The organism is Mesorhizobium shonense (assembly GCF_040545255.1).
Lineage (GTDB): Bacteria > Pseudomonadota > Alphaproteobacteria > Rhizobiales > Rhizobiaceae > Mesorhizobium > Mesorhizobium shonense.
On sequence record NZ_JBEPLM010000013.1, the window covers coordinates 55800 to 75743 of the forward strand.

The window sequence follows — 19944 nt, forward strand, 5'->3', positions numbered from 1 at the left end:
CTGAGCTTGCGTTCTGAAATCCTGACCTCCGCTTCTGCGCCTTTGCGATTTTAAAGGGAATGCCTTCCCTGGGCCGCGCCGTGGTCTCGGCCGACCTCTTCTGTGGGGGAGACCCCCAACGCCCCCAAGAGTGAGAGTGCTGACCGGATTTGTCGTGACGGGTTGAGGGCTGGGAGAGAGGCTCCCGGCGCCCGTCGCGGAGAACCGCCATGTCCAGACACCACCGCCATGCTCGCGCCGGCGCCAACCGCGCAAGCCTTTATGAGGAAATCACCGGCAAGGTCATTGCCGAGCTCGAAGCCGGGCGCTTCCCGTGGGTGCAGCCCTGGGGAACGTCGGCAGGGCAAGCACCGGTCGGCCTGCCGAAGAATGCCGGCACCGGCCGTGCCTATAGCGGCATCAACATCCTCATCCTGTGGGGCTCGGTCGTCCAATATGGATTTCCCGGCCAAGGCTGGCTCACATTCCGTCAGGCCCTATCCCTTGGCGGCAATGTCCGCAAGGGCGAGCACGGCACGACCGTGGTCTACGCCGACCGCTTCGTCCCCGAGGACGAAGAGCAGCGTGCCCGCGACACCGGCGAGGAAACACATGCCATTCCATTCCTCAAGCGCTTCACCGTGTTCAACGTCGCGCAATGCGAAGGGCTTCCCCCGGACATCGCCGTCGAGGTGCCGCCGCCTCCGCCGGGCATGATCGAGCCTACCGTCGAGATGCTGATCAAGGCGACCGGTATTGACTTCCGCATCGGCGGCGACCGCGCCTTCTATGTGCCCGCCCACGATTACGTGCGGGTGCCGCCGCCCGCCGCCTATTTCGAGCCGATCAACTGGCATCGCACGGCGCTCCACGAACTCGGCCACGCCACCGGGCACGCCTCGCGGCTCGGCCGCGACCTCAGCGGCTCCTTCGGCACCAAGAAGTATGCCTTCGAGGAACTCGTCGCGGAGATGAACTCGGCCTTCTGCTGCGCCGCGCTCGGCATCGTGCCGACTGTGCGTCATGCCGACTACCTCGGCTCCTGGCTCGAAGTGCTGCGCGAGGACAACCGCGCAGTCGTGCGTGCCGCCTCGCAGGCCAGCAAGGCCGCCGACTGGCTCCTCGGTTTTCTGCCCGACGCCGGCCGCGCGGTTGACGGCGGCGAGAACGGCGAGCCTGAGATCGACAGGAGGGCGGCATGATCCTGCTGACCGACGAACAGCACGAACGCCTGCTGGCCAACGGCCGTGACCGCGGTGCCGACCACGTGCCTGTGGTCAAGTTCTTCAATCCACCGGGCGAGGGCGTCTGGCTCGCCACCGAGCTCGATGCCGACGGCGATACCCTGTTCGGTCTCGCCGATCTTGGCTATCCCGAGCTCGGCAGCTTCTCGCTCGAGGAACTGACGTCCGTTCACCTGCCCTTCGGCATGGGAATCGAACGTGACATCCTTTTTGCCACCCACCTGCCGCTATCGGTCTGGACCGAAGCCACCCGGCAGGCGGGCAGCACCCGTGCGGCAGAAGGCGTCGTCGCCTGGATAGCTCGCGACCGACGCGATGAAATCCTGACACCCCCGTCGTGGGCATTCTGAAACTCGCAAGACCGGCGATTCGGATTTCCGGGTTTCCGGCTTTGCGCTTCTTCGGAAAGCCGGCTTTGCGGCGCCGTCCTCAGAGTGAGAGGGCGGCGCTGCTCTTCGTGACGGGTTGGAGGTCGAGAGGAATTCCCGGCCGCCCGTCGCGGAGAAAAGACCATGGCGACCGCCAAGCAGAAGATCACCCTCCACACCTCGCGCGACCTCCCCTTCAACAAGCTGATCCTCAGCCAGGCCAATGTCCGGCGCATCAAGAACGGGCAGTCGATCGAGGACCTCGCCGCTTCCATTGCACGACGTGGACTCCTCCAGAGTCTCAACGTCCGGCCAGTGCTCGACGGCGAGCGCAACGAGACCGGCATGTTCGAGGTGCCGGCGGGCGGGCGTCGCTATCGCGCCCTCGAACTCCTGGTCAAGCAGAAGCGGATGGTCAAGACCGAAGCGGTGCCCTGCATCGTCTCGGACGCGAACAGTGCGGTGCCGATCGAGGAGGATTCTTTGGCCGAGAACTTCCACCGCGAAGATCTTCATCCTCTCGACATGTTCCGGGCGTTCCAGACCCTCCACGACCAGGGCGCCACACACGAGGAAATCGCAGCGCGCTTCTTCGTCTCGGCCACCTTCGTGCAGCAGCGCCTGCGCCTCGCTAAGGTTTCGTCGAAGCTGCTCGACATCTATGCGCAAGACGGCATGAAGCTCGACGAGCTTATGGCCTTCACCGTCACCGACGATCGACGTCTTGGGGAAATCGAGGAAGCGCTGGAGCGGATCGAGAACAGACCGATGATTTACGATCCGGCGGAGATCCCGCGCGCGGGCGTCTTCGTCAGCATCAACCGCGATGGCGACCTCGTCGTCGATCGCGGCTATGTCCGGTGCGCCTGGCGCCTCGAATTGACTGGCTTCACGGACACGATGCGCGAGCGACTCACCGCCTATGGGCTCTTCCACGAGATCATTTCGTGGAAGCTCAGGATGTTCGTGCCGACCGATACCGCTGGCATCGCGGTGCTCGATCGCGTGCTCGGGCGCTTCCCCATCGAACGCGTCAGCGAGCGGGAGACCGCATGATGACCCGCCGCGATACCGCCGAACTCGCCCACCGTCTCGGCGAACATGCCGAGGCTGTGTGCCGGCACTACCTCTCGAATGGGCGCCGCTCCGGCAATTACTGGCAGGTCGGCGACGTCCGCAATGCGCCGGGCCGCTCGATGTTCGTCCGGCTCAGGAACTCGCCGAAAGGACCGGCGGGGAAGTGGACCGACGCCGCCACCGGTGAGCACGGCGACCTGCTCGACGTCATCCGTGATGCGCTCGGTCTCATCGACTTCAAGGACGTCGCTGACGAGGCACGCAGCTTCTTGGCGATGCCAAGATCGGAACCAGAACCGCGTTCTTCATGCGGCAATACCAATCCTGTTCCAACGGGATCGCCAGAGGCCTCGCGGCGGCTCTTCACCATGTCGCAACTGATCACCGGCACGCTCGCTGAGGCGTATCTGCGCGGACGCGGCATTACGACTTTGCGCGGAACCGGATCGCTCCGGTTCCGTCCGCGCTGCTACTATCGACCCGAGGATCATGGCCCGACCGAGACCTGGCCGGCCATCATCGCCGCGGTCACCGATCTCGGCGGACGACAGACTGGCGCGCACCGCACCTGGCTCGATCCCGGCGGCAACGGCAAGGCGCCCATCGACACGCCGCGACGCGCGATGGGCGATCTCCTCGGTCAGGCCGTCCGGTTCGGCGTGCCGACCAGCGTGATGGCGGCGGGCGAGGGCATCGAGACGACGCTGTCGCTGAGATGCGCCTTGCCCGACATGGCTATGGCGGCGGCACTCTCGGCAGCCCACCTCGGGGCCATCCTGTTCCCGCCGACCTTGCGCCGGCTCTATGTCATCCGCGACAACGACCCCGCCGGCGACGGTGCCCACGACACCCTGGCAGGGCGGGCACGCGAGGCCGGGATCGAGGCAATCGCGCTGTCGCCGGCGTTGGAGGACTTCAACGACGACCTCCGCCATTTCGGTCTCGACGCACTCCGGGCAGTAATTGCAGACCAGCTCATGCATAGGGACCGCCTGCGCTATCTGAAAACGGGCGGCATGATCCGTAGGAGACGGGACGGGATTCGGTCCCGCCGGCGTCTTGATGACGGCCCGCCCGACAAGAGCCGCGACCCGGCCTTCGAGAGGGCGATCGGGCCCACAAACGGGCCGGCCAGGCAATGGCGGCGGCCGACTATTTTCCGGCGGCGCGCGACTGCCGGCGACTGCCAGCGGCCAGGAGCGACGCCTTTCCATCGCCAGACAAAATAGTCGGCCTCTGCCATCCTGCGCTGACGCTCCGCCCCTCCACTTCGCTCCGGGTGCCCGGCGCCCCGCCTGTGGGCTTTCGTCGCCATGAAGGCCGCGAGGGTCGCGGTCCAGGCGACGGGAGATCCCCATGAGCGAGCACGACGACACCGAGCCACACCACGCATCGTCCCCGACCGACCACGTTCTTACCGAACTCCAGCTCTATGGCTGGCGCCCCTTCACGGACGAGCCCGATCCGCGAACGCTGCCCGATGGCGATCATGTGGCCGGAGCGGTGGCCGACATCTTCGATACCCTGATCGCCACCCTGGCCGATACGCGCCTCGAACCCGATCTCGACGACCTGCTCTGGTCCGTTACCAATGTCTTCCATCGCGCGGTGCTGCGGATCGAGCGCCAACTGGACGACAACGAGCAGGCCCAGCGCCGCTTGCAGCGGGAACAGGACGGCACCGAGATCAAGGCGGTCGAGCTCGAGAACCTCACCGCCCAGGGCCAGACCATGCTCGAGCGGCGGGACGCCTTCGAACTCATGCGCGACCAGGCCGCCGATCAATACGAGCAGTACAGCGGTTCGGCCTGGCGGCCGCGCACCGGGTCAATGGTCAACCATCGGCATCTCAACGCCGCGCTGGTCGACAGCCGGGACTTCCTCGCGGCCCGACGCAAGGCCGACACCGAGGTCATGCTGCCAGCCGGTTCGAAGATCGCGCTGACCGGCGGCCTCGACTTCAATGATCATCAGCTGATCTGGGACGTGCTCGACAAAGTCCACGCCAAGCATCCGGACATGGTGCTGATCCACGGCAAGTCGCCGAAGGGCGCCGAGCTGATCGCCGCCAAATGGGCCAGCAATCGCAAGGTTCCCCAAATCGGCTTCGCGCCCGACTGGGAGAAGCACGGGCGCGCCGCACCGTTCAAGCGTAATGACGCGATGCTCGATGTCTTGCCGATCGGGGTCATCATCTTCCCAGGAACGGGCATCCAGGACAATTTCGCCGACAAAGCCAGGAAGCTCGGCATCAAAACGTACGACTTCCGTAAATGGGGCGGCGCGTGAGCGCCGCCTTTCAGCATCACAACCTACTTGCGCCTGGCGCTTGCTGCCATCGTTGCTCTCCGCTGGCCGCATTTTCACGCTTGCGGTCTCGCACTGCCATCATTCGCAGCCGCTACGGTGAGGTTTTGGCTCACGACACGCGCAGCAATCCTCCGCATCATCGTCGATTACAGCCGTCGCGGCCGCAATCTTCCTTTAATTCCAGATTCTCCTTCTCATGCACCCCGCCTGGCTGGAGCTTCTCGTTCTGCTTGTCTTCGTGACACCGTCGCATGTTGCCGGCTTTGATACCATGTTCGGCACCATGAGGCTGGTTAGGCCCGTCTTGAGGCCTTGCCGGAATCTTGTCATTGTCGGCGCGATTTGCAGCCGGCGTCACTGCGTCCATGCGCGTAATGGCACCGCCCGGACGCGCCGGCCACAACCATGCATGTCTCATGACCGTCCGCTGGCTGTCGGGACCGATGGCAGGCGGAATGCCGCATTCGCATCCTGATCACGGCGGTGGCGAGCGGCCGGGCGAGCAGCGAGTCGATCAACGCGGGCTGGCGTGATGCGAGCGCCGACACCCTGATCTGCTTCAGCACTAATCTCTACACGCGCCATGAAGCGACACGGGAGAGGGCGCCCTATCCCTGCTGAGCTGTCCGAGACCATTGGGCAAGCGCCTGGTTCAAATACGAGCATGGCACAACGAAAGCACGAGCAGGCCCTTGGCTGATCGAGATGGCCAGGCTCTCCTGAGGTCCTTTCCGGCTGGTCGATTGCTCCAATACGGCCTCTCTTTTGGCTTGATCTGGCCGAAGATCAGCTTCGCTTCGATCGCCTAAGGCGCAACAGCGCCGTCAAACTATCTTCCCCTTCCGGCCAGAGCCGGAGTTCCTCGCGAGACAAGATAGTTCCTCCTCTGCTGTCCAGGCCCCTTCGGGGTGCGCCCTCGATCGCCTTCGGCCTGCCGATCGCCATCGAGGCCGCAATGGCGCGGGCTCGATCCAGAACCAAGGAGAACCGTCATGGCCACCATCGGCAACTTCAAGCAGTCCGGCAACAACGAGTTCGCTGGCGAGATCGTCACTCTTTCGCTTCAGGCCCAGAACGTCCGCGTTGTTCCAGACAGCCGCGCCAGCGGCGAAAATGCCCCCAGCCACCGGGTTTTCGTGGGCCGAGTCGAGATCGGCGCCGCTTGGGCCAAGAAGTCCAACGAGGGTCGCAACTACCTGAGCCTCAAGCTCGACGATCCGAGCTTCAGCAACCCGATCTACGCCAATCTCGTAGAGGACGAAGAGGGCGAAGGGTTCAGCCTGATCTGGTCTCGCCCGACGCGCCGTAACGGCGACTGAGATATTCCTCTCATCGGCCCGCCCGGTGCGCCGGGCGGGCCTTCTCGTAAAACCCACACTGAGCGCTGCAAGTCGCCGACAGCGAACCCCGCATCCATGCGACGACGTCACCGTCCGCCATGATCTACCGGTAACCGCGATTGCGTTTAGTCCGCTCCAAGCGCAGGAAAGCGAGACCGGCTTGAGCGTCTCCGTCAAAGGTCTCGATCTTTTCGCGGCCCCTCGTTCCAATGCGGCCCCAGGCGCGCACCAACGACGTTCCTCCAAACAGGGTAGGCTGGAGCGCCAGGCTGTAGAAGCGTGCCATGTTCCGTTCGGGATCTACACGCCTTAGACAAATTGGTTTTGTTTTGCCAGCGACCATGCTCGTCATTGTCAGCTGGCGCCCGCCGATCGTCCAATTCATTGATTGAATCGACCGAGCCCCTGGGATTCAATTTATTGATGAAAGCCAGGCTGCAGGGAGTCCCAGCTTTAAGGACTATCAGGAATCTCACCTTCGCCCGAAAGCTCACTGACCAGGGACAGCAGGGAGGCGATAGCCTCGGGCCGCATCCTGGAAACAAGACGCATAAGGGCCATCCTGTTCGCGGCCTCATTGGACGACTTGCCGAACAGATGCGGCGCCGCCGCGTAAATCATCTCGATTGGAGCAAGACCGAAGATCTCACAAAGGTGAACCAGCCGCGTTACATTGAGCTTGGATTCGGATCGTTCATATCGTCCATAGACCTGGCCAGAGATGCCAAGCAGTTCAGCGAGCTGCTCACGATTCAAGCCCTTCTTGCGTCGTGTCGAAGCCAAAAACTCGCTCAACGCCTTGTCCATCTCGTCCAGCGAAACCACGCCGTTGAAACCAGGCTTACGCCACAGCGGGCGCTCAAAATCCGGCTCGCTCGTCTCGACCAGCCCACGCGCCGCGCGGTAGCTTTCGTTGGCCTTACCCGCCATAGAACACCATTTTGCCCCTTGCTGATCGTGACCCGACAATTTCGGTGACGATATACCCACGCTCACCATCCCAGCCTTATAACCTTATATGCAAAGTGATGCCAAGAATACCCCGCCGACGGCATTTGCCGGCATTTTCATAACCAATACGGTAACGCTGGGCCGACAAAACGATGGTCGCGGATCAGAACCCGTTGTCATCAAGAAATTTGCGGATTGCGGTCTCGACCAGAAACTGCATGGACGTCTCCGAGGCGAACGAGGCCAGCTTCAGTCTCTTCTTGGTCTCACGATCGAGATGGACGTTTACGAAGTTCTGAACTCCCTTCATCCGCTCTTGCTTGAGCCGGCGAAGCGCCTTCCGCGCATCGGTCCGCGTCTGCAGGGCGTCATCATCCGCCGCGGGGTTGGATTCTAAACGAACTGGCGCGTCCGGTCCGATATTTTCCAAAGACCGCATTGGCGCAGGTTGGGATTTCCGCGCCGCGGTCAGGAACTCGGCCGCTGCCAACTTTTCATCCCGCTTCAACGGACGAGCCCTCTTCGCCTGAGAGTAGGGAATCAATCTCTTCGACGAGTGCTAATGTTTCTCGTCGTGCTTTGGCGATTGCCGGCGTGACCGCCTGCATCTGCAATGTGCCAAGGCCGCTGTGGATGTCCTTGTAAACGTTGCGTTCATGCACTTCGGTCTTGAACAGGTAAGTCCCGGCGTGTTCGACGATGATTGGTCGAATTTTGCGGTAAAGTTCGGTGTGGCAGACCGGTAGAGTAATGCGTGTCTTCAGCACGCCGTGTCGGCATGCTGCTCCGTACGTCTTGTTGACGCGTCGAACGACCTCCAGGCATTCGATTGCGCCGACGACCTCCCGCTTCGACGGCTGCACTGGCGAGATCACCAGATCGGTGCGCGCGATCACGCCATCTATGATTGAAGTGTCCTCACCGGGCGTGTCGACAAGCACGTAGTCAAAAACGTTTGCCTTGCTCTCGAAGAAGGCCGCGATTGCCTTGCCTGTCTTCGGACCAAAAACGTCTAGGCCTTCGGCTTGATTGCCCTTGTCATGGCAATCGCTCCACCACTTCATAAGATTGCTGCGCGGGTCGATATCGAGCAAGCCGACGCTTCGGCCTCTCAGGGCATATTCGCCTGCTATGTTCATCAGCGCCGTGGTCTTTCCTGCGCCGCCCTTGCCGTTGATGGCGGCGATGACTGCCGGCATGGCCGTTACTCCTTTGTGTGTTTGTAGAGCCATGCAGATCTATGGCGCCACGATCGAACAGACGTGGAGAAATGTAATCATATTGGCTATGGAAATAAAGAGATAGCCGGCCATAAAGCGTATTCGCGTTACCAGATTGCTTGGCAGATTGCTTGGCAGGATACGGAAAAATGTGTTACATTTTTCCTGCAATCGAGGGACAAGCCCTCGATCCGCGGCCTGCGGCCGCAACCGCTATGATCAAGGATGCGTTTGTCGATGGCTCGCAGCCGCTCGGAAGTGTCGAAACGAAGGAATAAGGTGGCGCATTTCCGCTTGTCGCCAGCCGAGTTCGATGCGCTGGAGGCGGCCGCCGGCGCCGCCGGCTTGACCATTTCGGCCTTCATCCGGTCGCTTTCCCTAGAGGGCGCCGGCGTATGGCCGTTCCTCGGAGCGGAGGACCGCGCGGTGCTCGACCTGCTTGCCGACGGAATGCGTGCGATCGGTGCCAACCTCAATAAGATCGCACGGGCCATCAACACCGGCAGGGTGCCGGTTGAGGGAGAAGTCGCCGGCAGCATCAAAGACGCGCATATCATCGCGACGACGGTGGCATCTGAACTTGCAGCGATGACCAGGCGCTCGGCAGCAACCCGGCGTGAAGAGGATTCCTGATGGAGTTCTTCCCTGGCGCCTTCGAGCGCGAGTGGGAGCGCCGGCGCGCCATGCTGATGCATGAGATGCGGCTCGGCCAAGTCGAAAAGGTCGACTGGGATGAGCCGCGAAGGGGAGGGGCGGCGCGGCTTGCTGAAGAGGGTTTTCGTAAGTTCGCCCGCTCGCCCCGGCGGAATGGTGGCAGCCACTTGCGTTGGACGCATGGCGAGGCCGGCTCGAGCGGCCGCTCGATGCGGGCACGGTTTGCAGCGCTGGCACGCGGAAGCCAGCCGGCCGTGGTCAAGCTCGCCTCCTACGGCGGAGGCGCGCGAGCAGCGGCTATGATGAGCTACACGTCACGAGGCGGGGAACTCGCCGTCGAGAACGAGCGCGGCGAGCGCGTGCTCGGCAGGGATGCTGTCGCCAAACAGTGGGCGGAGTGGGATCATCTCTTCGACAATCGTGCCGCCAGCCGCGATGTCGCCGTATTCCATGTCTCGATCAATTCAGCCTCGCTGAGCAGCGACGTCGACCAGGACGACCAGCTGCGCGAGATCTTGCGATCCGGATTTGGCGATCGACAGTTCGTCTACACAGCTCGGAAACGGGATCCGGATGAGCTTTATGTGAGCGGTGTCGTCGTCCTGCGCGACGGGAGCGGTGAGCGGTTGACTGGCGACCGTAAGGCTGCGGAGATCGTTCAGCAGCGCTACGACGACACCGACGCCGGCCGAGACATCGAGGCACGGTTCCGGTTCCACGGCTACGGCAATGGTGTGGAATGGGGCACAGCCCGTATACGCCAGCTGGTCGCGAGAACCAATGGGGAGGTTCGCGATAACACCGGCCGATTGATCGGTGACGCCGCCCTAGCGGGCGATCTGGTGCAGAAGGAATGGCGCAAGGCACTGCACAGCCGCAAGGGCAGGGACGTCATGCACCTGATCAATTCGGCGCGGGCGGGCACGGATGCGTCGGCCTTCGAGGGAGCCGTTCGTGAGTTCCTGGGCGAGCAGTTTGCGGGGCATCGCTATGTGTTTGCGGTTCACGATCCGGCGCGCGATCCCAAGGAGATGGAGGAAGGCGGCAAGCGTCCACACATCCACGCCCATGCGATCGTGACCGTGCGCTCGGAAACCGGAGGGCGCATCGTCACGAGCCCGCAGTTGTTCCGGGAATGGCGCTCCGTGATGGCCGAGAAAGCCCGGGAGCAGGGCATCCACATGGAGCTCACCGACCGCCGCGAGTTTGCCGGCGCTCCGGCCTATACGCGCAACCAAGTGCGCCCTGTCAGCTATCGCGGCCGGACCGAGCACGAAGGCACGAGCCACGCCGCGCAGGCCCGTTATCGCGCAAAGCGGTCGAACCGGATCAACCTCGCAGCCTCGGACCGTAGCAGACAGTACGCGGCGAAAGCGGCCGAGATTTGGAACGAGATCGCCAATGAGGAGCGAGGTACGCGCGAAGGCGCCTTTGCGATGCAGCAAAGGGCACGCTTCGACGGCTTGGCTGAGAACAATCAAGCTGGTCGTGCTTTTGCGGCGAGGGACCGGGAAACGGTCAAGAACGCTATCGGCATGATGGAGTTGGTTGACTTCGTGAAAGGCGAGGATGGAAAAATGCGAGAGATGACGCGTCAAGAGTTCGAGGCCTATGAAAACCGTGTGGAAGCGGTTCTAGCGTCTTTGGGACGGACACTCCATGCAACTGATCGCGCCGAATTCGACAAGATTGCTGCGACGGTCCGCGAGGTGGTGGACATCCGCCGCGAGTTCCTCGAACTGTTGGAGAGGCAGGCTGGGTTCAGCTCCATCGAGACTATTCGCCGGGATCACACTGAAGAGATCCGCACGGGAGATGAGCGGCGACAGTTGCAGGATGCGGACTTCTCCCACATGGCGGAAGGTGACGTAGGTGCTGAAGGAAGCACAAAGGGCAACCGGGATCGGCGGCATATAGGCGGGGAGGGGCACACCGCCCAACAGGATCTGTTCGACAGTGCGGTTGCTCGCCATGGCGAGAGTGCGGTGCGTGAAGGTGGCGAGATCTTGGCCGAGTACGATGCTGCCTTCCAATCGCTCGATCGCGCCGCGACTAGATACTCGAGCGACTATTTTCGCGCCGACATATCTGATGATGAGCGCACAGCCGTTCGCGCTGACTATGCAGCGGCGTCGAATAGATACGACGCCGTACTCCAAAGCTACGCTCGCGAGGCCCTCGACGGGAACACGTATCTTTACGAGCAATCGAAGGGCGAGGAAAACCTGCTGATGGCGCTGAAGGAGGAGGCTACTCATCGAGCGGCTCGTCGGCGCATCGACATGTATGATCCGTCGAGGAACTCCGCTGTCAGGAACAATGACGAGCAGGCGGTTTGCGCTGGCGACGAGTTGTTCGCACGGATCGACAGCGCGAGGATGGAGGCCCATAGTCTTTATGAGCCGGAAACCAGGGATAGCCGTTCAGCGAGTTCGTCCGGTCGTGCCGAGACGGAAGCCGAGCAAGATGCACGGGTCGCGAGGCAGACCGAGGCTGAGAGCAGGCATAGGGATCTGCTACGAGAAGCGGCGAGAGCGGCGCTGGACGGCAACAACTATATCCGCGAGATGGCAACGATCAGACACGACCTGAACAACGAAATCCATCTGGAAAGCCGGCGCCGTGTGGAAGCGGAACAGTCGCGTGACGAAAACGTCGATGGTGTATCCGGACGGTTCGAACTTGGTGACCGTGGAGCACGGTCAAACGAGGAGGATAAGGCGGACGCTCCGCAGCAGCATGTACCACGTCTGCGGCGGATCGAGTTGGAGATCGAGAGACGCCAGGACCGTGGTCGCGACGATCGAGGGAGGTAGGACATGAACAACGACTAGCTCAACATCGAAGATACCAGCGGCGGCCCACCAATCCGACCGACGGACGTCTGCAACAATCGAGACAATGACAGGTGCTTTCTTCAGCGAGTTCGAAGAGTGCCGTCCACAGCTATGACGAGGGCTGTCAGCCTTGAGCGCCTGATTCAGACGGCGGCCGTCATCCGCTAGAGTCGCAAGCCTCCCATCGCGTCTTTCAATGTCTGGGAACCTAGAATGGAGACGGTACGGGAGTGCCGTTTTCTTGCAAATCTGGAAAATCTGGATATTATGGAGATCGATAGAGGAGAGCACTGCCATGCGGCAATTCACGACAGGCGATCTCAACAAGCAAGTTGGCGACGTCACCGACGCCGCTGCCCGCGAACCCGTCGTCCTCACCAAACACCGGAAACCCCGGTTCGTGCTGATGAGCTACGAGCACTACGAGCGGATGCGTGCTGGAGGGGACCCGCGTCGTGTCTATCGCGTTTCTGAGATGCCGGAGGAGCACCGCGATCTTTTCTTGGCGGAGATCGATCGGCTGGCGCGCGGCGAGGGTTACGACGATGAGCAATGATTTCCTGCCTGGTCAAGTCATCGACTACCCCTACCTCTGGGCCTGGCAGCACGAACGCGGCGAGACCGAAGGCCGGAAAGCCCGGCCCACTTGTGTCGTCGTGGTCGTCCGCAGTGCGAATGACGGTCTCAGCCATCTGGCGCTTCTGGCGATCACCACCCAGCCAGCGCAGGCCGATCGCGTCGCGGTGGAGGTTTCCGACATTGAATGCCGGCGAGCAGGACTGAGCGACATCAAGCGGTGCTGGATCGTCGTCGACGAATACAATTACGACATTGCCGAGCGCTCCTGGTATATCGAGCCTCACAGTAAAATCCTCGGCCGTTTCAGCAAGGCGTTCATGATGAAGGTTGCCGCAGCCTTCGTAGAAGCACGGGCATCCGGACGGCGTGTCAGCCGCCTGGATTGACATCCTGATAGCTACAGTCGCCTGCAGAACCTGGCCCGATCGTTTGGAACTCCTCGCTTCCCGACGTGGTGTGCCTGACGGGCACCTGCGGTTCGGGCGGCCGGGCGCGCAAAGTTAAAATGTCCCACTTCTGCAAAGTAGGAATGTCAGCGACCGCATTGCTAGCTGGGGACCGTGCGGCAATACCCCGATAGAGTTGTTCACGACGGATGGTGGCGCAGAACTGGCGAACAGCGGTCTGGAACGCCCGGGATCTTCTGGAGGCCCTTTTCCTGGTTCCACGCTACAGTCGTGCAGGTGGTGCCGGATCTATTTGTCATTCGCCGCTCAACAATCTTCGACAAAACTTCGATACGCCGGAACTCGCGTTCGCTCATCAGAACCAATCCCACCAGCTGTCTCCCTCAAAAACGGCGCCCGGGAGAATGGCATCCAGCAAAGGGGAAGCGACATTCGTACTTTGCAGAAGTGGGACATTTTAACTTTGCGCCTACACGCACGTGTCGCATAACAAACATTATGGAACAGGAAGAAGGCGATCAGAATCAATATGTTAGTTCGTCCAGCGACCGAGGCTCCCAAGCGCGCTCAAGGCGATTAACAGCATGCTCGAGACGGCGATCAGCACCGCGGCGGTGACTGCGATCGTCCGCTTGGGATGCCAGTCTCATACTTGCCGCCGAAGAATGGACAGGAACCAGCCGCGCTTGGAATCTTGCCCGCCGTGGCCGCAACTCGGAATTTCGGCGGCGGAAGCTCGTAGGCGAAACGGTTGGGTTCGAACTCCTTGCGCAGGCGTCGCACTTGTCTTGCGATAAATTTCTCAATTTTTACAAGCTTCACAATTATACCTGGTTCTCTCACTAACTGTTGCAAGTGGCTAACCGCCCTTGCGTCGGCAATACACTGTTTGGCCAGCTTCTTGGCGGCGATTTCGGCCGGATCGCAGCCGGGGCTTCCGCCTTGTGCTCGTAGATCCACCTCCGACGAAGTGCGCGGTCTTCTTTAGGAGGATTTCCGGGTCCTGAGGGCTAGCCGTTTCAGTGCCAGTTGGCTTCATGTCCACGTCAAAACCCACCCTGGAAGATCCCTTTTCAATACCGATTGCGCAAAGGATGCAGGGGTTCGTCCAAAATGCTGTTGGTTCAGAGGCCCATAGCTTCAGCCGCTTGGCTCAAAGGCTGGAACCTGCGTCAGGATGGAAAGTTCTTGAGGATGGCAAATCACCCGATCATCAGCGCACTCACCTCAATCGGCACGTTGACCTCTCGGCCCGCAGCATTCCTGGTCCTGCTGGCTTACGCGGCGCTTTGGTTGGTTTTCGACAGGGAGAGTTTGAATTGGCATGGAGCGGCTACCCTCTTCACCTGGGCTATGACGCTGTTCATTCAGCGGGCAGAGCATCGCGACACTCAGGCCATCCACGCCAAGTTGGACGAGATGCTGCGGTCCAATAGCTCGGCTTCAAACATCACTCGCATCGACGATGAAGAACCTGAGGAAATCGAAAAGCGTCGCAACCGTAAACAGCAGGGCGATTGAGATGTCCCATTGCAATGCGTGGCGCCACCCGCAGGCGCTCGAATGGTGAGTTCTGGTCGAAAGGGTGCGGAGGTTCGTCCCGCACAGTTTCGACGGGGCAGATCCGCAATTCGCAAGAAGCATGAACAGCTATTCCCAGGGGCAGATGTTCGACGCGAACGCCGTGCAAACGCTCGTCAATGGCGACGAGATTTTTCCGGCCATGCTGCAAAGCTCCGCCTTATGGATGCGTACCGATCATTTCAGCAAGGACTTATGTTTGTCGTCAGCCGGCGCCGTGTCTCGCCCCCGAGCCCTCCGCCGGTTAGGCCCGGCGTTTGCTGGCCTACCCCGTCAGCCTGCCGGGCCGCTCTCGTGTTAAAGGGCAGCAGATGGCTGCGGCGTCAGCCTGAAGCTTGGCCGCCTCGTATCGAGCAACCTTGACCTGCTCCGCCTCGGAACTAAGGCCTGTTCGATCCTGCGCTCCAGTTCGGCCTTGGCGGACGTGGAGCCGTCATGCATCCCGCCGTGCGGCAACCGGACAAACCGGAACCAACGCGGAAAATGACGGTTTCCTAATGGAAGGGATGGCAATAGAGGATGCGAGGAATGGTTGAACTTTTGAACTTGGAAATGGCGGCCGCCAGACAACGCGCCAAGCAAGCCGAACTCTCCCTCAAGCAGGCAAAGACTATGCTCGACGACAACCACGGGCTTGCGATCAGTCTTGCACTTTGCAGCCGCATACGAGCCGGGCAAGCGCGAGCGAAAGCAGCCAAGCGGCGGCTGCTGAAAATGGTGCCGCCCACAAGCGCGCATTGAGGAGCCGACACCATGACGATGCTGTTCGAACCGCTCGACTCGCACTACGAAGAGCGCGCCAATCTGCACCGGGCCGCGCGGCTTGAGCTGCTTCACGATAGGTTGGCGAAGCGGCTGGATCGGGTTGACCGCGCTGCCGAAGAGGTTGAGCAGGCGGTGGCCTTATTGGTTGATGTCACCCATGGATCGGCCGTTGAGGCTTTCCGAGGCGCCATTTTCTCCAGAAGCTTATCGACAGCTTTTTTTCAACTGGAAGCAGGCCAGACGCTCGGGCTCTGACTTGGGAGGGTGGGCCCGCCCCTGCGGCTTATGGCGATGGGGAAGCGTCTAGGGCGCAGCCCAGGAAAATACCGCTTTCGTGCAACCGCCGCACTTCCCGCCAAATGTCGCCTCCGAAAAGATCTAGAAACCGGCAGGCGTTAACGTGCGGGAGCTGGGCCAGGATGGTTCGCGCCTCAGCCAGATCTGCGTCATGCTTCAGTTTCCGGCGCTCGGCCTCTTCGTCCTTGGGGGGGTTCCGCAAGCCTCTGCTTTCGTCTCTCCAGAGCTCGCGCCTTTCGGCGAGCGGGCCTGAGTTCGTCCAGCGTCGGCTGCCACCACCCTTTCGATCGTTCCGTTGATCCGGCAGGGCGCCGGGCCGGCCACGTCTTGACCAGTTCAGTCAAAGTCGCCGGCCGCCATCTGGTCCAGACATGGTCGACGGCCGCTCCCGTCAATTGGGGGTAGAACTCTGCTAATTCCGAGACATCAGCGAGCTCGCCTGAAATCTCCGTGAAGACAATAATGCCGTACTGCGCCGTGGCCACAGGGCGGCCGAGCGGAGGAAGCTCTTCGGCTGGAACCGGATAGCGATGGCGCCTGCGTTCGGCATAGCGCAGCTTGGCAGCTTGGTGTTCAGCGGTGTGTCTGGTGGCTTCCCGTCGCCGTTTCCGCTCTTCCGGCTCGGCGCGTTCGGCAGCTCTTTCGATGCTTGGCCACCGGCGCAGCAGCTCCTCATAGGCGCGAAAAGGCACCCTCCAGGCCCGCAACTCGTCATCCCAACTCGCCCATGGAACGGCTCGCAGCTCCTCGAGAACGGTCCTGGAATAGGGCGTGCGGATGCGCAGGTCGTCCCCGACTTCCAGATACGGGCTCGACAGCGGATCGAAGGCAAAGGCATCCCGTCCCTTGCTGTCGTCATGAGCCGCGCGCGAAGCCACCTCTTGCGCCAGCCAGCGCTCGATCCGCCGCGCCGCTGTCTTTCCTGGCACGAACCAGCTCTTGCGCTCGTCGCTCCACCTGGCGCGTGGGAATGCCTGCTGGAACCGCTCAACCGCCGATCGATCGTACGGAAAGCGCGCTTCGGCACCAGGAGCCTTCTGCGGCGCGGTAAGGGCCTCGAATTTATCCATCGGATTGCGACCGGCAGCACTGCTGGCAAAGAACGCTGCACAAGCCGTTTGGGTTCAAGCCACACAGCGGCAGGGCCAACCGAATGCAGATGTCCGAAACCGCCCACGAGCCCAACCAGGGAAACCTTCCCGGCACTCGACGGTTAATCCGGATCCGGAGAGAATCGATTCATGCCGGAACGAGACGAAAAGGAACCTGGGGCCGACCGGCCTAAGAAACCCCGTTCGTGTCCGCTGAAAGGCGAAGAGGCGGAAGTGAACCATATTGTAGAAACGCAAAACATATCGCCGGCACAGGCGCGGGAGCTGGTGCGGCGCTATGGGAACGATTGGCGCAAGATCGAGGAAGCCGCCAAAATCTACAAGGAAGACAGCTAGGCATTGCAAAGGACCCGGAAGACAGTTCGAGATCGTCGGCTGAGATGACCGCATGGTCACAATCGCAACCTTCAACGTAAACGGCGTCAACGGGCGTTTGCCGGTCCTCCTCAAATGGCTGGACGAAACCAGATACGATATCGTCTGCCTGCAGGAGCTCAAGACGTCCGATGAGAGGTTCCCTATCGATGCCATCAGGGAGGTGGGTTACGGCGCCATCTGGCACGGTCAAAAGTCTTACAACGGGGTCGCAATTCTTGCCCGTAACACTCAGCCCCAAGAGCGCAGGCGCGGCTTGCCCGGCGATCCAGACGACACACACAGTCGCTATATAGAGGCCGAGGTCGATGGGCTGGTAATCGGCTGCATCTATCTGCCGAACGGGAACCCGGCCCCAGGCCCGAAATTCGATTACAAGCTCGCCTGGTTCCAGCGTTTGATCGGCTACGCCCGCACGATGCTCAAAGAAGAGACGGTCCTCTGCGGCGATTACAACGTGGTTCCTACGCCGATCGATGCGGTGGCTCCGGCAAGGTGGCTTGGCGATGCCGTGTATTTCCCGCAGAGCCGTCAGGCTTACGCCGATATGCTCAAGATGGGCTGGACGGATGCGGTTCGGCAAATTCACCCGGACAAGGGCGTCTACACTTACTGGAACTTCTCCTACCGAGGCGGTTACGACCGCAGCTCCGGTCTGCGGATGGATCATCTCCTGGTGAGTCCAGCGCTTTCAAACAGGCTTCAGAGCGCGGGCGTCGATGTTTCGGTGCGCGGTTGGGAAAAGCCAAGCGATCATGCCCCCGCCTGGATCGAATTGATTTAGCTCGAGAAGGGCTGATAGCGCTCTTAGTTGAAAGCACTGCTGCTCCGGACGGCCAGCACATACGTTGGTTAACCGGCGGCTCGTGCCGCCGATGTCGAAAGGCCGGTCGATGCCGACAAGCTCACGCTGAACGCGGCTAGAAGTCCCGCCTCATCAAACGAGAGGCTGACCCGACTCACCCTGGAGAACATGCCTTCTAGCAATTGCATGCCGAACCCCTTGCGTTTGACGGCCGCAACGACCGGTCCTCCGCTTTCACGCCATTCAAGCTCTAGCCGGCGATCTGGCCCTTGTTCGATGAGTCCCCAGGAAATGGAAACCGTGCCGGTTGCATTCGACAATGCACCGTACTTGATCGCATTTGTCGTGAGTTCATGGAAGGCGAGCGCAAACGACAGCGCGATATTGGGTTCCACCCAAACCTCGTCGCCGCTCAACTGAAAACGTTCCATCGGAGCGTGGGGCCTAATTGAAGCAGCTATCAGCTCTTCGAGATCGGCACCCCTCCAGTTCTCATGCGTGAGGACGTCATGAGCTTTGGCCAGGGAGACCAGTCGGCTGGACAGGGTCCGCCTAGCCTCGGCAAGGCTAGTGGAATTGCGGATCGTCTGGCTTGCGATTGATTGAACCACGGCAAGGGTATTCTTGACGCGATGGTTTAGCTCGTTGACCAGCAGCTTGCGCTGTTCTTCTGCGCGCTTGCGATCGGAGATGTCGAGGCTGATCTGGACAGCTCCTATGATGCCTCCCTCCGGATCACGGATTGGCCGCGCGCTTGACAACAAGTGGCGCCTCCCACCGGACGGGAGCGTGTAGGAAAACTCTTCATTGTCGGTGAGTTCGCCACGCATTGCCCGGCTCAACGGCCGGTCTTGTCGGCTCACCATACGGCCATCCTTCTCGGCCACCGTGTCTATCACCAGGTCCGGAGCGCCGAAGGCCTTGGGGGTATCCGTCGGTAAGCCCATCAGCTCTGCCGCGAAACGGTTGCGGATAACCTGCAGGGCTTTCGGATCATAGGTGAACCAAACCCCCGCCGGCACCGTCTCGAGCACGGTCTCCAACTCGAATTTGCGCTCCGCAATGGCTCGCTCGGCACTGACGAGCGCATTTGCGATCGTGTCGAATTCCATGACTGTAGTGGTCAGCGGCTCCACCTTGGCGCCTCTGCCGAGGGCGTCAGCTCTCGCGGCCAATTGGGCTGCAGCCCCCGTGAGGCGTTTTCCCACGACGTAGGCCAGGCAGCCGGAGATGAAAAGCGCCACAAGAGCAATTCCAACGATGGCTGCAAGAGAGCGCCAGAGAGGCGATTGGACCGCTGAAAGCGGAATATTGGCCATATAGAACCAGTCCGAATATTGGGAGCGGTAGTATCCTACCAGTTGCGTCAAGCCCTGGTCGTTGCGAAACGTGAAGGTGCCGGAGCGGCCCACAATCTTTTCCGGATACTCCGGGAGACCCGGCTTTCCGCTCATTTCTTCATGCGAGGTGGATCGCGCCACATAATTGCCGTCGCGGTCGCCGACCCCTACGGTCCAACCCTCGGGCACGGCCCGCATCATGACATCGCGAATACGCGAGGTGGGGATGGTAATCGAAAGAAGCAGGTCGTCGCGTGCTGGGATCCGCACTCGCTCACTGATGGCGAGACGATAATCTTTTCCATCGCTGCCGGCGAAAACATTGCTGACGACAAACCTGGCCGCTCCGAGCTGGCGGCGCTCCCATTCTGAAAGTGGCGCGACAGGCGGCAAGCTTGCGCCTTGCGGGGCGGTCGTATTCAGCAATTGACTGCGGCTGAAATCGCGAAGGAGAATGATGCGGTCCGAACCCTGTGCCCGGCTGAGCGCCTCGGTGCGAAATGCCTGCAGATCGCCAGTGGCAAGTGCAGTCGATTTCGACAGCCCGTCAACAATCGTCTGGAGATTGTTGAGCTCTCCCTCGACGATCAGCGACGCCTGCCGGGCTGTTTGCTGGGCGTCCTGCTCGAAGCGAGACCGCTCGTGCACTGCGTATTGAATGAGCAAATACGTCGCGAAGAGCCAGACGGGAACCACGGCCGCA

19 protein-coding genes and 2 pseudogenes are annotated in these 19944 nt (G+C 61.3%); 15 read left to right on the forward strand and 6 right to left on the reverse strand.

Going from position 1 to position 19944, the window contains the following annotated elements:
* The first annotated feature begins 209 nt into the window (after positions 1 to 209).
* From ABID26_RS27485 to ABID26_RS27510, 6 genes and pseudogenes are all read left to right on the forward strand, one after another.
* A complete protein-coding gene (locus tag ABID26_RS27485) occupies positions 210 to 1181 on the forward strand; it encodes an ArdC family protein (RefSeq protein ID WP_354417125.1) in 972 nt (323 codons plus the stop codon).
* Complete coding sequence (locus ABID26_RS27490) at positions 1178 to 1573, forward strand: DUF2958 domain-containing protein (protein WP_126098575.1); 396 nt, start codon at positions 1178 to 1180, stop codon at positions 1571 to 1573. The genes ABID26_RS27485 and ABID26_RS27490 overlap by 4 nt, the downstream gene beginning before the upstream one ends.
* 162 nt (positions 1574 to 1735) lie before the next feature.
* Positions 1736 to 2353, forward strand: a pseudogene (locus ABID26_RS27495) (ParB/RepB/Spo0J family partition protein); the annotation flags it as partial.
* Between the two features lie 293 nt (positions 2354 to 2646).
* Positions 2647 to 3672: pseudogene (locus ABID26_RS27500) on the forward strand (DUF7146 domain-containing protein); the annotation flags it as partial.
* Between the two features lie 352 nt (positions 3673 to 4024).
* The gene (locus ABID26_RS27505; protein ID WP_126098574.1) at positions 4025 to 4957 is read left to right on the forward strand and encodes a DUF2493 domain-containing protein; all 933 of its coding nucleotides are present in this window, start codon (positions 4025 to 4027) and stop codon (positions 4955 to 4957) included.
* A 1013-nt stretch (positions 4958 to 5970) separates the two neighbouring features.
* Positions 5971 to 6297 (forward strand): DUF736 domain-containing protein, encoded by a 327-nt coding sequence (locus ABID26_RS27510; protein WP_126098572.1) that lies wholly within the window; start codon positions 5971 to 5973, stop codon positions 6295 to 6297.
* Positions 6298 to 6421: 124 nt separating this feature from the next.
* Here ABID26_RS27510 and ABID26_RS27515 read toward each other — a convergent pair whose 3' ends face one another.
* The 4 genes from ABID26_RS27515 to ABID26_RS27530 all read right to left on the reverse strand — a co-directional run bounded on the left by ABID26_RS27515 (position 6422) and on the right by ABID26_RS27530 (position 8468).
* A complete protein-coding gene (locus tag ABID26_RS27515) occupies positions 6422 to 6703 on the reverse strand; it encodes a WGR domain-containing protein (protein ID WP_354417126.1) in 282 nt (93 codons plus the stop codon).
* A 68-nt stretch (positions 6704 to 6771) separates the two neighbouring features.
* Positions 6772 to 7248 carry a helix-turn-helix transcriptional regulator gene (locus ABID26_RS27520; protein WP_189521483.1) on the reverse strand — a complete coding sequence of 159 codons (477 nt, stop codon included), beginning with the start codon at positions 7246 to 7248 and terminating at the stop codon, positions 6772 to 6774.
* A 184-nt stretch (positions 7249 to 7432) separates the two neighbouring features.
* Positions 7433 to 7759: a hypothetical protein gene (locus tag ABID26_RS27525; RefSeq protein WP_126098570.1), complete on the reverse strand. Its 327-nt coding sequence runs from the start codon at positions 7757 to 7759 to the stop codon at positions 7433 to 7435.
* A 4-nt stretch (positions 7760 to 7763) separates the two neighbouring features.
* Positions 7764 to 8468 (reverse strand): ParA family protein, encoded by a 705-nt coding sequence (locus ABID26_RS27530; RefSeq protein ID WP_126098569.1) that lies wholly within the window; start codon positions 8466 to 8468, stop codon positions 7764 to 7766.
* Between the two features lie 258 nt (positions 8469 to 8726).
* Here ABID26_RS27530 and ABID26_RS27535 point away from each other — a divergent pair, with 258 nt between their 5' ends.
* From ABID26_RS27535 to ABID26_RS27565, 7 genes are all read left to right on the forward strand, one after another.
* Positions 8727 to 9122 carry a plasmid mobilization protein gene (locus ABID26_RS27535; RefSeq protein ID WP_126098568.1) on the forward strand — a complete coding sequence of 132 codons (396 nt, stop codon included), beginning with the start codon at positions 8727 to 8729 and terminating at the stop codon, positions 9120 to 9122.
* Positions 9122 to 11959, forward strand: a complete 2838-nt coding sequence (locus ABID26_RS27540; protein WP_354417127.1) for a relaxase/mobilization nuclease domain-containing protein — start codon at positions 9122 to 9124, stop codon at positions 11957 to 11959. The genes ABID26_RS27535 and ABID26_RS27540 overlap by 1 nt, the downstream gene beginning before the upstream one ends.
* A gap of 316 nt (positions 11960 to 12275) precedes the next feature.
* Entirely contained in the window at positions 12276 to 12536 is a 261-nt protein-coding gene (locus ABID26_RS27545) for a type II toxin-antitoxin system prevent-host-death family antitoxin (RefSeq protein WP_126098567.1), read from the forward strand.
* Complete coding sequence (locus tag ABID26_RS27550; RefSeq protein ID WP_292300319.1) at positions 12526 to 12945, forward strand: hypothetical protein; 420 nt, start codon at positions 12526 to 12528, stop codon at positions 12943 to 12945. Before ABID26_RS27545 ends, ABID26_RS27550 begins: the two co-directional genes overlap by 11 nt.
* 1134 nt (positions 12946 to 14079) lie before the next feature.
* Positions 14080 to 14487, forward strand: a complete 408-nt coding sequence (locus tag ABID26_RS27555; RefSeq protein WP_348628144.1) for a low affinity iron permease family protein — start codon at positions 14080 to 14082, stop codon at positions 14485 to 14487.
* A 588-nt stretch (positions 14488 to 15075) separates the two neighbouring features.
* Positions 15076 to 15288, forward strand: coding sequence for a hypothetical protein (locus ABID26_RS27560; protein ID WP_126098566.1), 213 nt, complete (start codon positions 15076 to 15078; stop codon positions 15286 to 15288).
* Positions 15289 to 15300: 12 nt separating this feature from the next.
* Complete coding sequence (locus ABID26_RS27565; protein ID WP_126098565.1) at positions 15301 to 15567, forward strand: hypothetical protein; 267 nt, start codon at positions 15301 to 15303, stop codon at positions 15565 to 15567.
* Between the two features lie 191 nt (positions 15568 to 15758).
* Here the strand turns inward: ABID26_RS27565 and ABID26_RS27570 are convergent, their stop codons facing one another.
* Complete coding sequence (locus ABID26_RS27570; protein ID WP_354417129.1) at positions 15759 to 16679, reverse strand: hypothetical protein; 921 nt, start codon at positions 16677 to 16679, stop codon at positions 15759 to 15761.
* 171 nt (positions 16680 to 16850) lie between these two features.
* Here ABID26_RS27570 and ABID26_RS27575 point away from each other — a divergent pair, with 171 nt between their 5' ends.
* Positions 16851 to 17057, forward strand: a complete 207-nt coding sequence (locus ABID26_RS27575; protein ID WP_126098564.1) for a hypothetical protein — start codon at positions 16851 to 16853, stop codon at positions 17055 to 17057.
* 52 nt (positions 17058 to 17109) lie between these two features.
* Positions 17110 to 17880, forward strand: coding sequence for an exodeoxyribonuclease III (gene xth / locus ABID26_RS27580; protein WP_126098563.1), 771 nt, complete (start codon positions 17110 to 17112; stop codon positions 17878 to 17880).
* A gap of 68 nt (positions 17881 to 17948) precedes the next feature.
* Here the strand turns inward: xth and ABID26_RS27585 are convergent, their stop codons facing one another.
* Positions 17949 to 19937 carry a sensor histidine kinase gene (locus tag ABID26_RS27585; RefSeq protein ID WP_354417132.1) on the reverse strand — a complete coding sequence of 663 codons (1989 nt, stop codon included), beginning with the start codon at positions 19935 to 19937 and terminating at the stop codon, positions 17949 to 17951.
* Positions 19938 to 19944 lie beyond the last annotated feature (7 nt).

Coding starts and splice junctions, on each gene's coding strand:
- ABID26_RS27520 (WP_189521483.1), bottom strand. CDS start 7,248: ATGGCGGGTAAGGCCAACGAAAGCTACCGCGCGGCGCGTGGGCTGGTC.
- xth (WP_126098563.1), top strand. CDS start 17,110: ATGGTCACAATCGCAACCTTCAACGTAAACGGCGTCAACGGGCGTTTG.
- ABID26_RS27530 (WP_126098569.1), bottom strand. CDS start 8,468: ATGCCGGCAGTCATCGCCGCCATCAACGGCAAGGGCGGCGCAGGAAAG.
- ABID26_RS27505 (WP_126098574.1), top strand. CDS start 4,025: ATGAGCGAGCACGACGACACCGAGCCACACCACGCATCGTCCCCGACC.
- ABID26_RS27550 (WP_292300319.1), top strand. CDS start 12,526: ATGAGCAATGATTTCCTGCCTGGTCAAGTCATCGACTACCCCTACCTC.
- ABID26_RS27570 (WP_354417129.1), bottom strand. CDS start 16,679: ATGGATAAATTCGAGGCCCTTACCGCGCCGCAGAAGGCTCCTGGTGCC.
- ABID26_RS27575 (WP_126098564.1), top strand. CDS start 16,851: ATGCCGGAACGAGACGAAAAGGAACCTGGGGCCGACCGGCCTAAGAAA.
- ABID26_RS27560 (WP_126098566.1), top strand. CDS start 15,076: ATGGTTGAACTTTTGAACTTGGAAATGGCGGCCGCCAGACAACGCGCC.
- ABID26_RS27515 (WP_354417126.1), bottom strand. CDS start 6,703: ATGAATTGGACGATCGGCGGGCGCCAGCTGACAATGACGAGCATGGTC.
- ABID26_RS27490 (WP_126098575.1), top strand. CDS start 1,178: ATGATCCTGCTGACCGACGAACAGCACGAACGCCTGCTGGCCAACGGC.
- ABID26_RS27510 (WP_126098572.1), top strand. CDS start 5,971: ATGGCCACCATCGGCAACTTCAAGCAGTCCGGCAACAACGAGTTCGCT.
- ABID26_RS27535 (WP_126098568.1), top strand. CDS start 8,727: ATGGCTCGCAGCCGCTCGGAAGTGTCGAAACGAAGGAATAAGGTGGCG.
- ABID26_RS27565 (WP_126098565.1), top strand. CDS start 15,301: ATGACGATGCTGTTCGAACCGCTCGACTCGCACTACGAAGAGCGCGCC.
- ABID26_RS27485 (WP_354417125.1), top strand. CDS start 210: ATGTCCAGACACCACCGCCATGCTCGCGCCGGCGCCAACCGCGCAAGC.
- ABID26_RS27540 (WP_354417127.1), top strand. CDS start 9,122: ATGGAGTTCTTCCCTGGCGCCTTCGAGCGCGAGTGGGAGCGCCGGCGC.
- ABID26_RS27555 (WP_348628144.1), top strand. CDS start 14,080: ATGCTGTTGGTTCAGAGGCCCATAGCTTCAGCCGCTTGGCTCAAAGGC.
- ABID26_RS27545 (WP_126098567.1), top strand. CDS start 12,276: ATGCGGCAATTCACGACAGGCGATCTCAACAAGCAAGTTGGCGACGTC.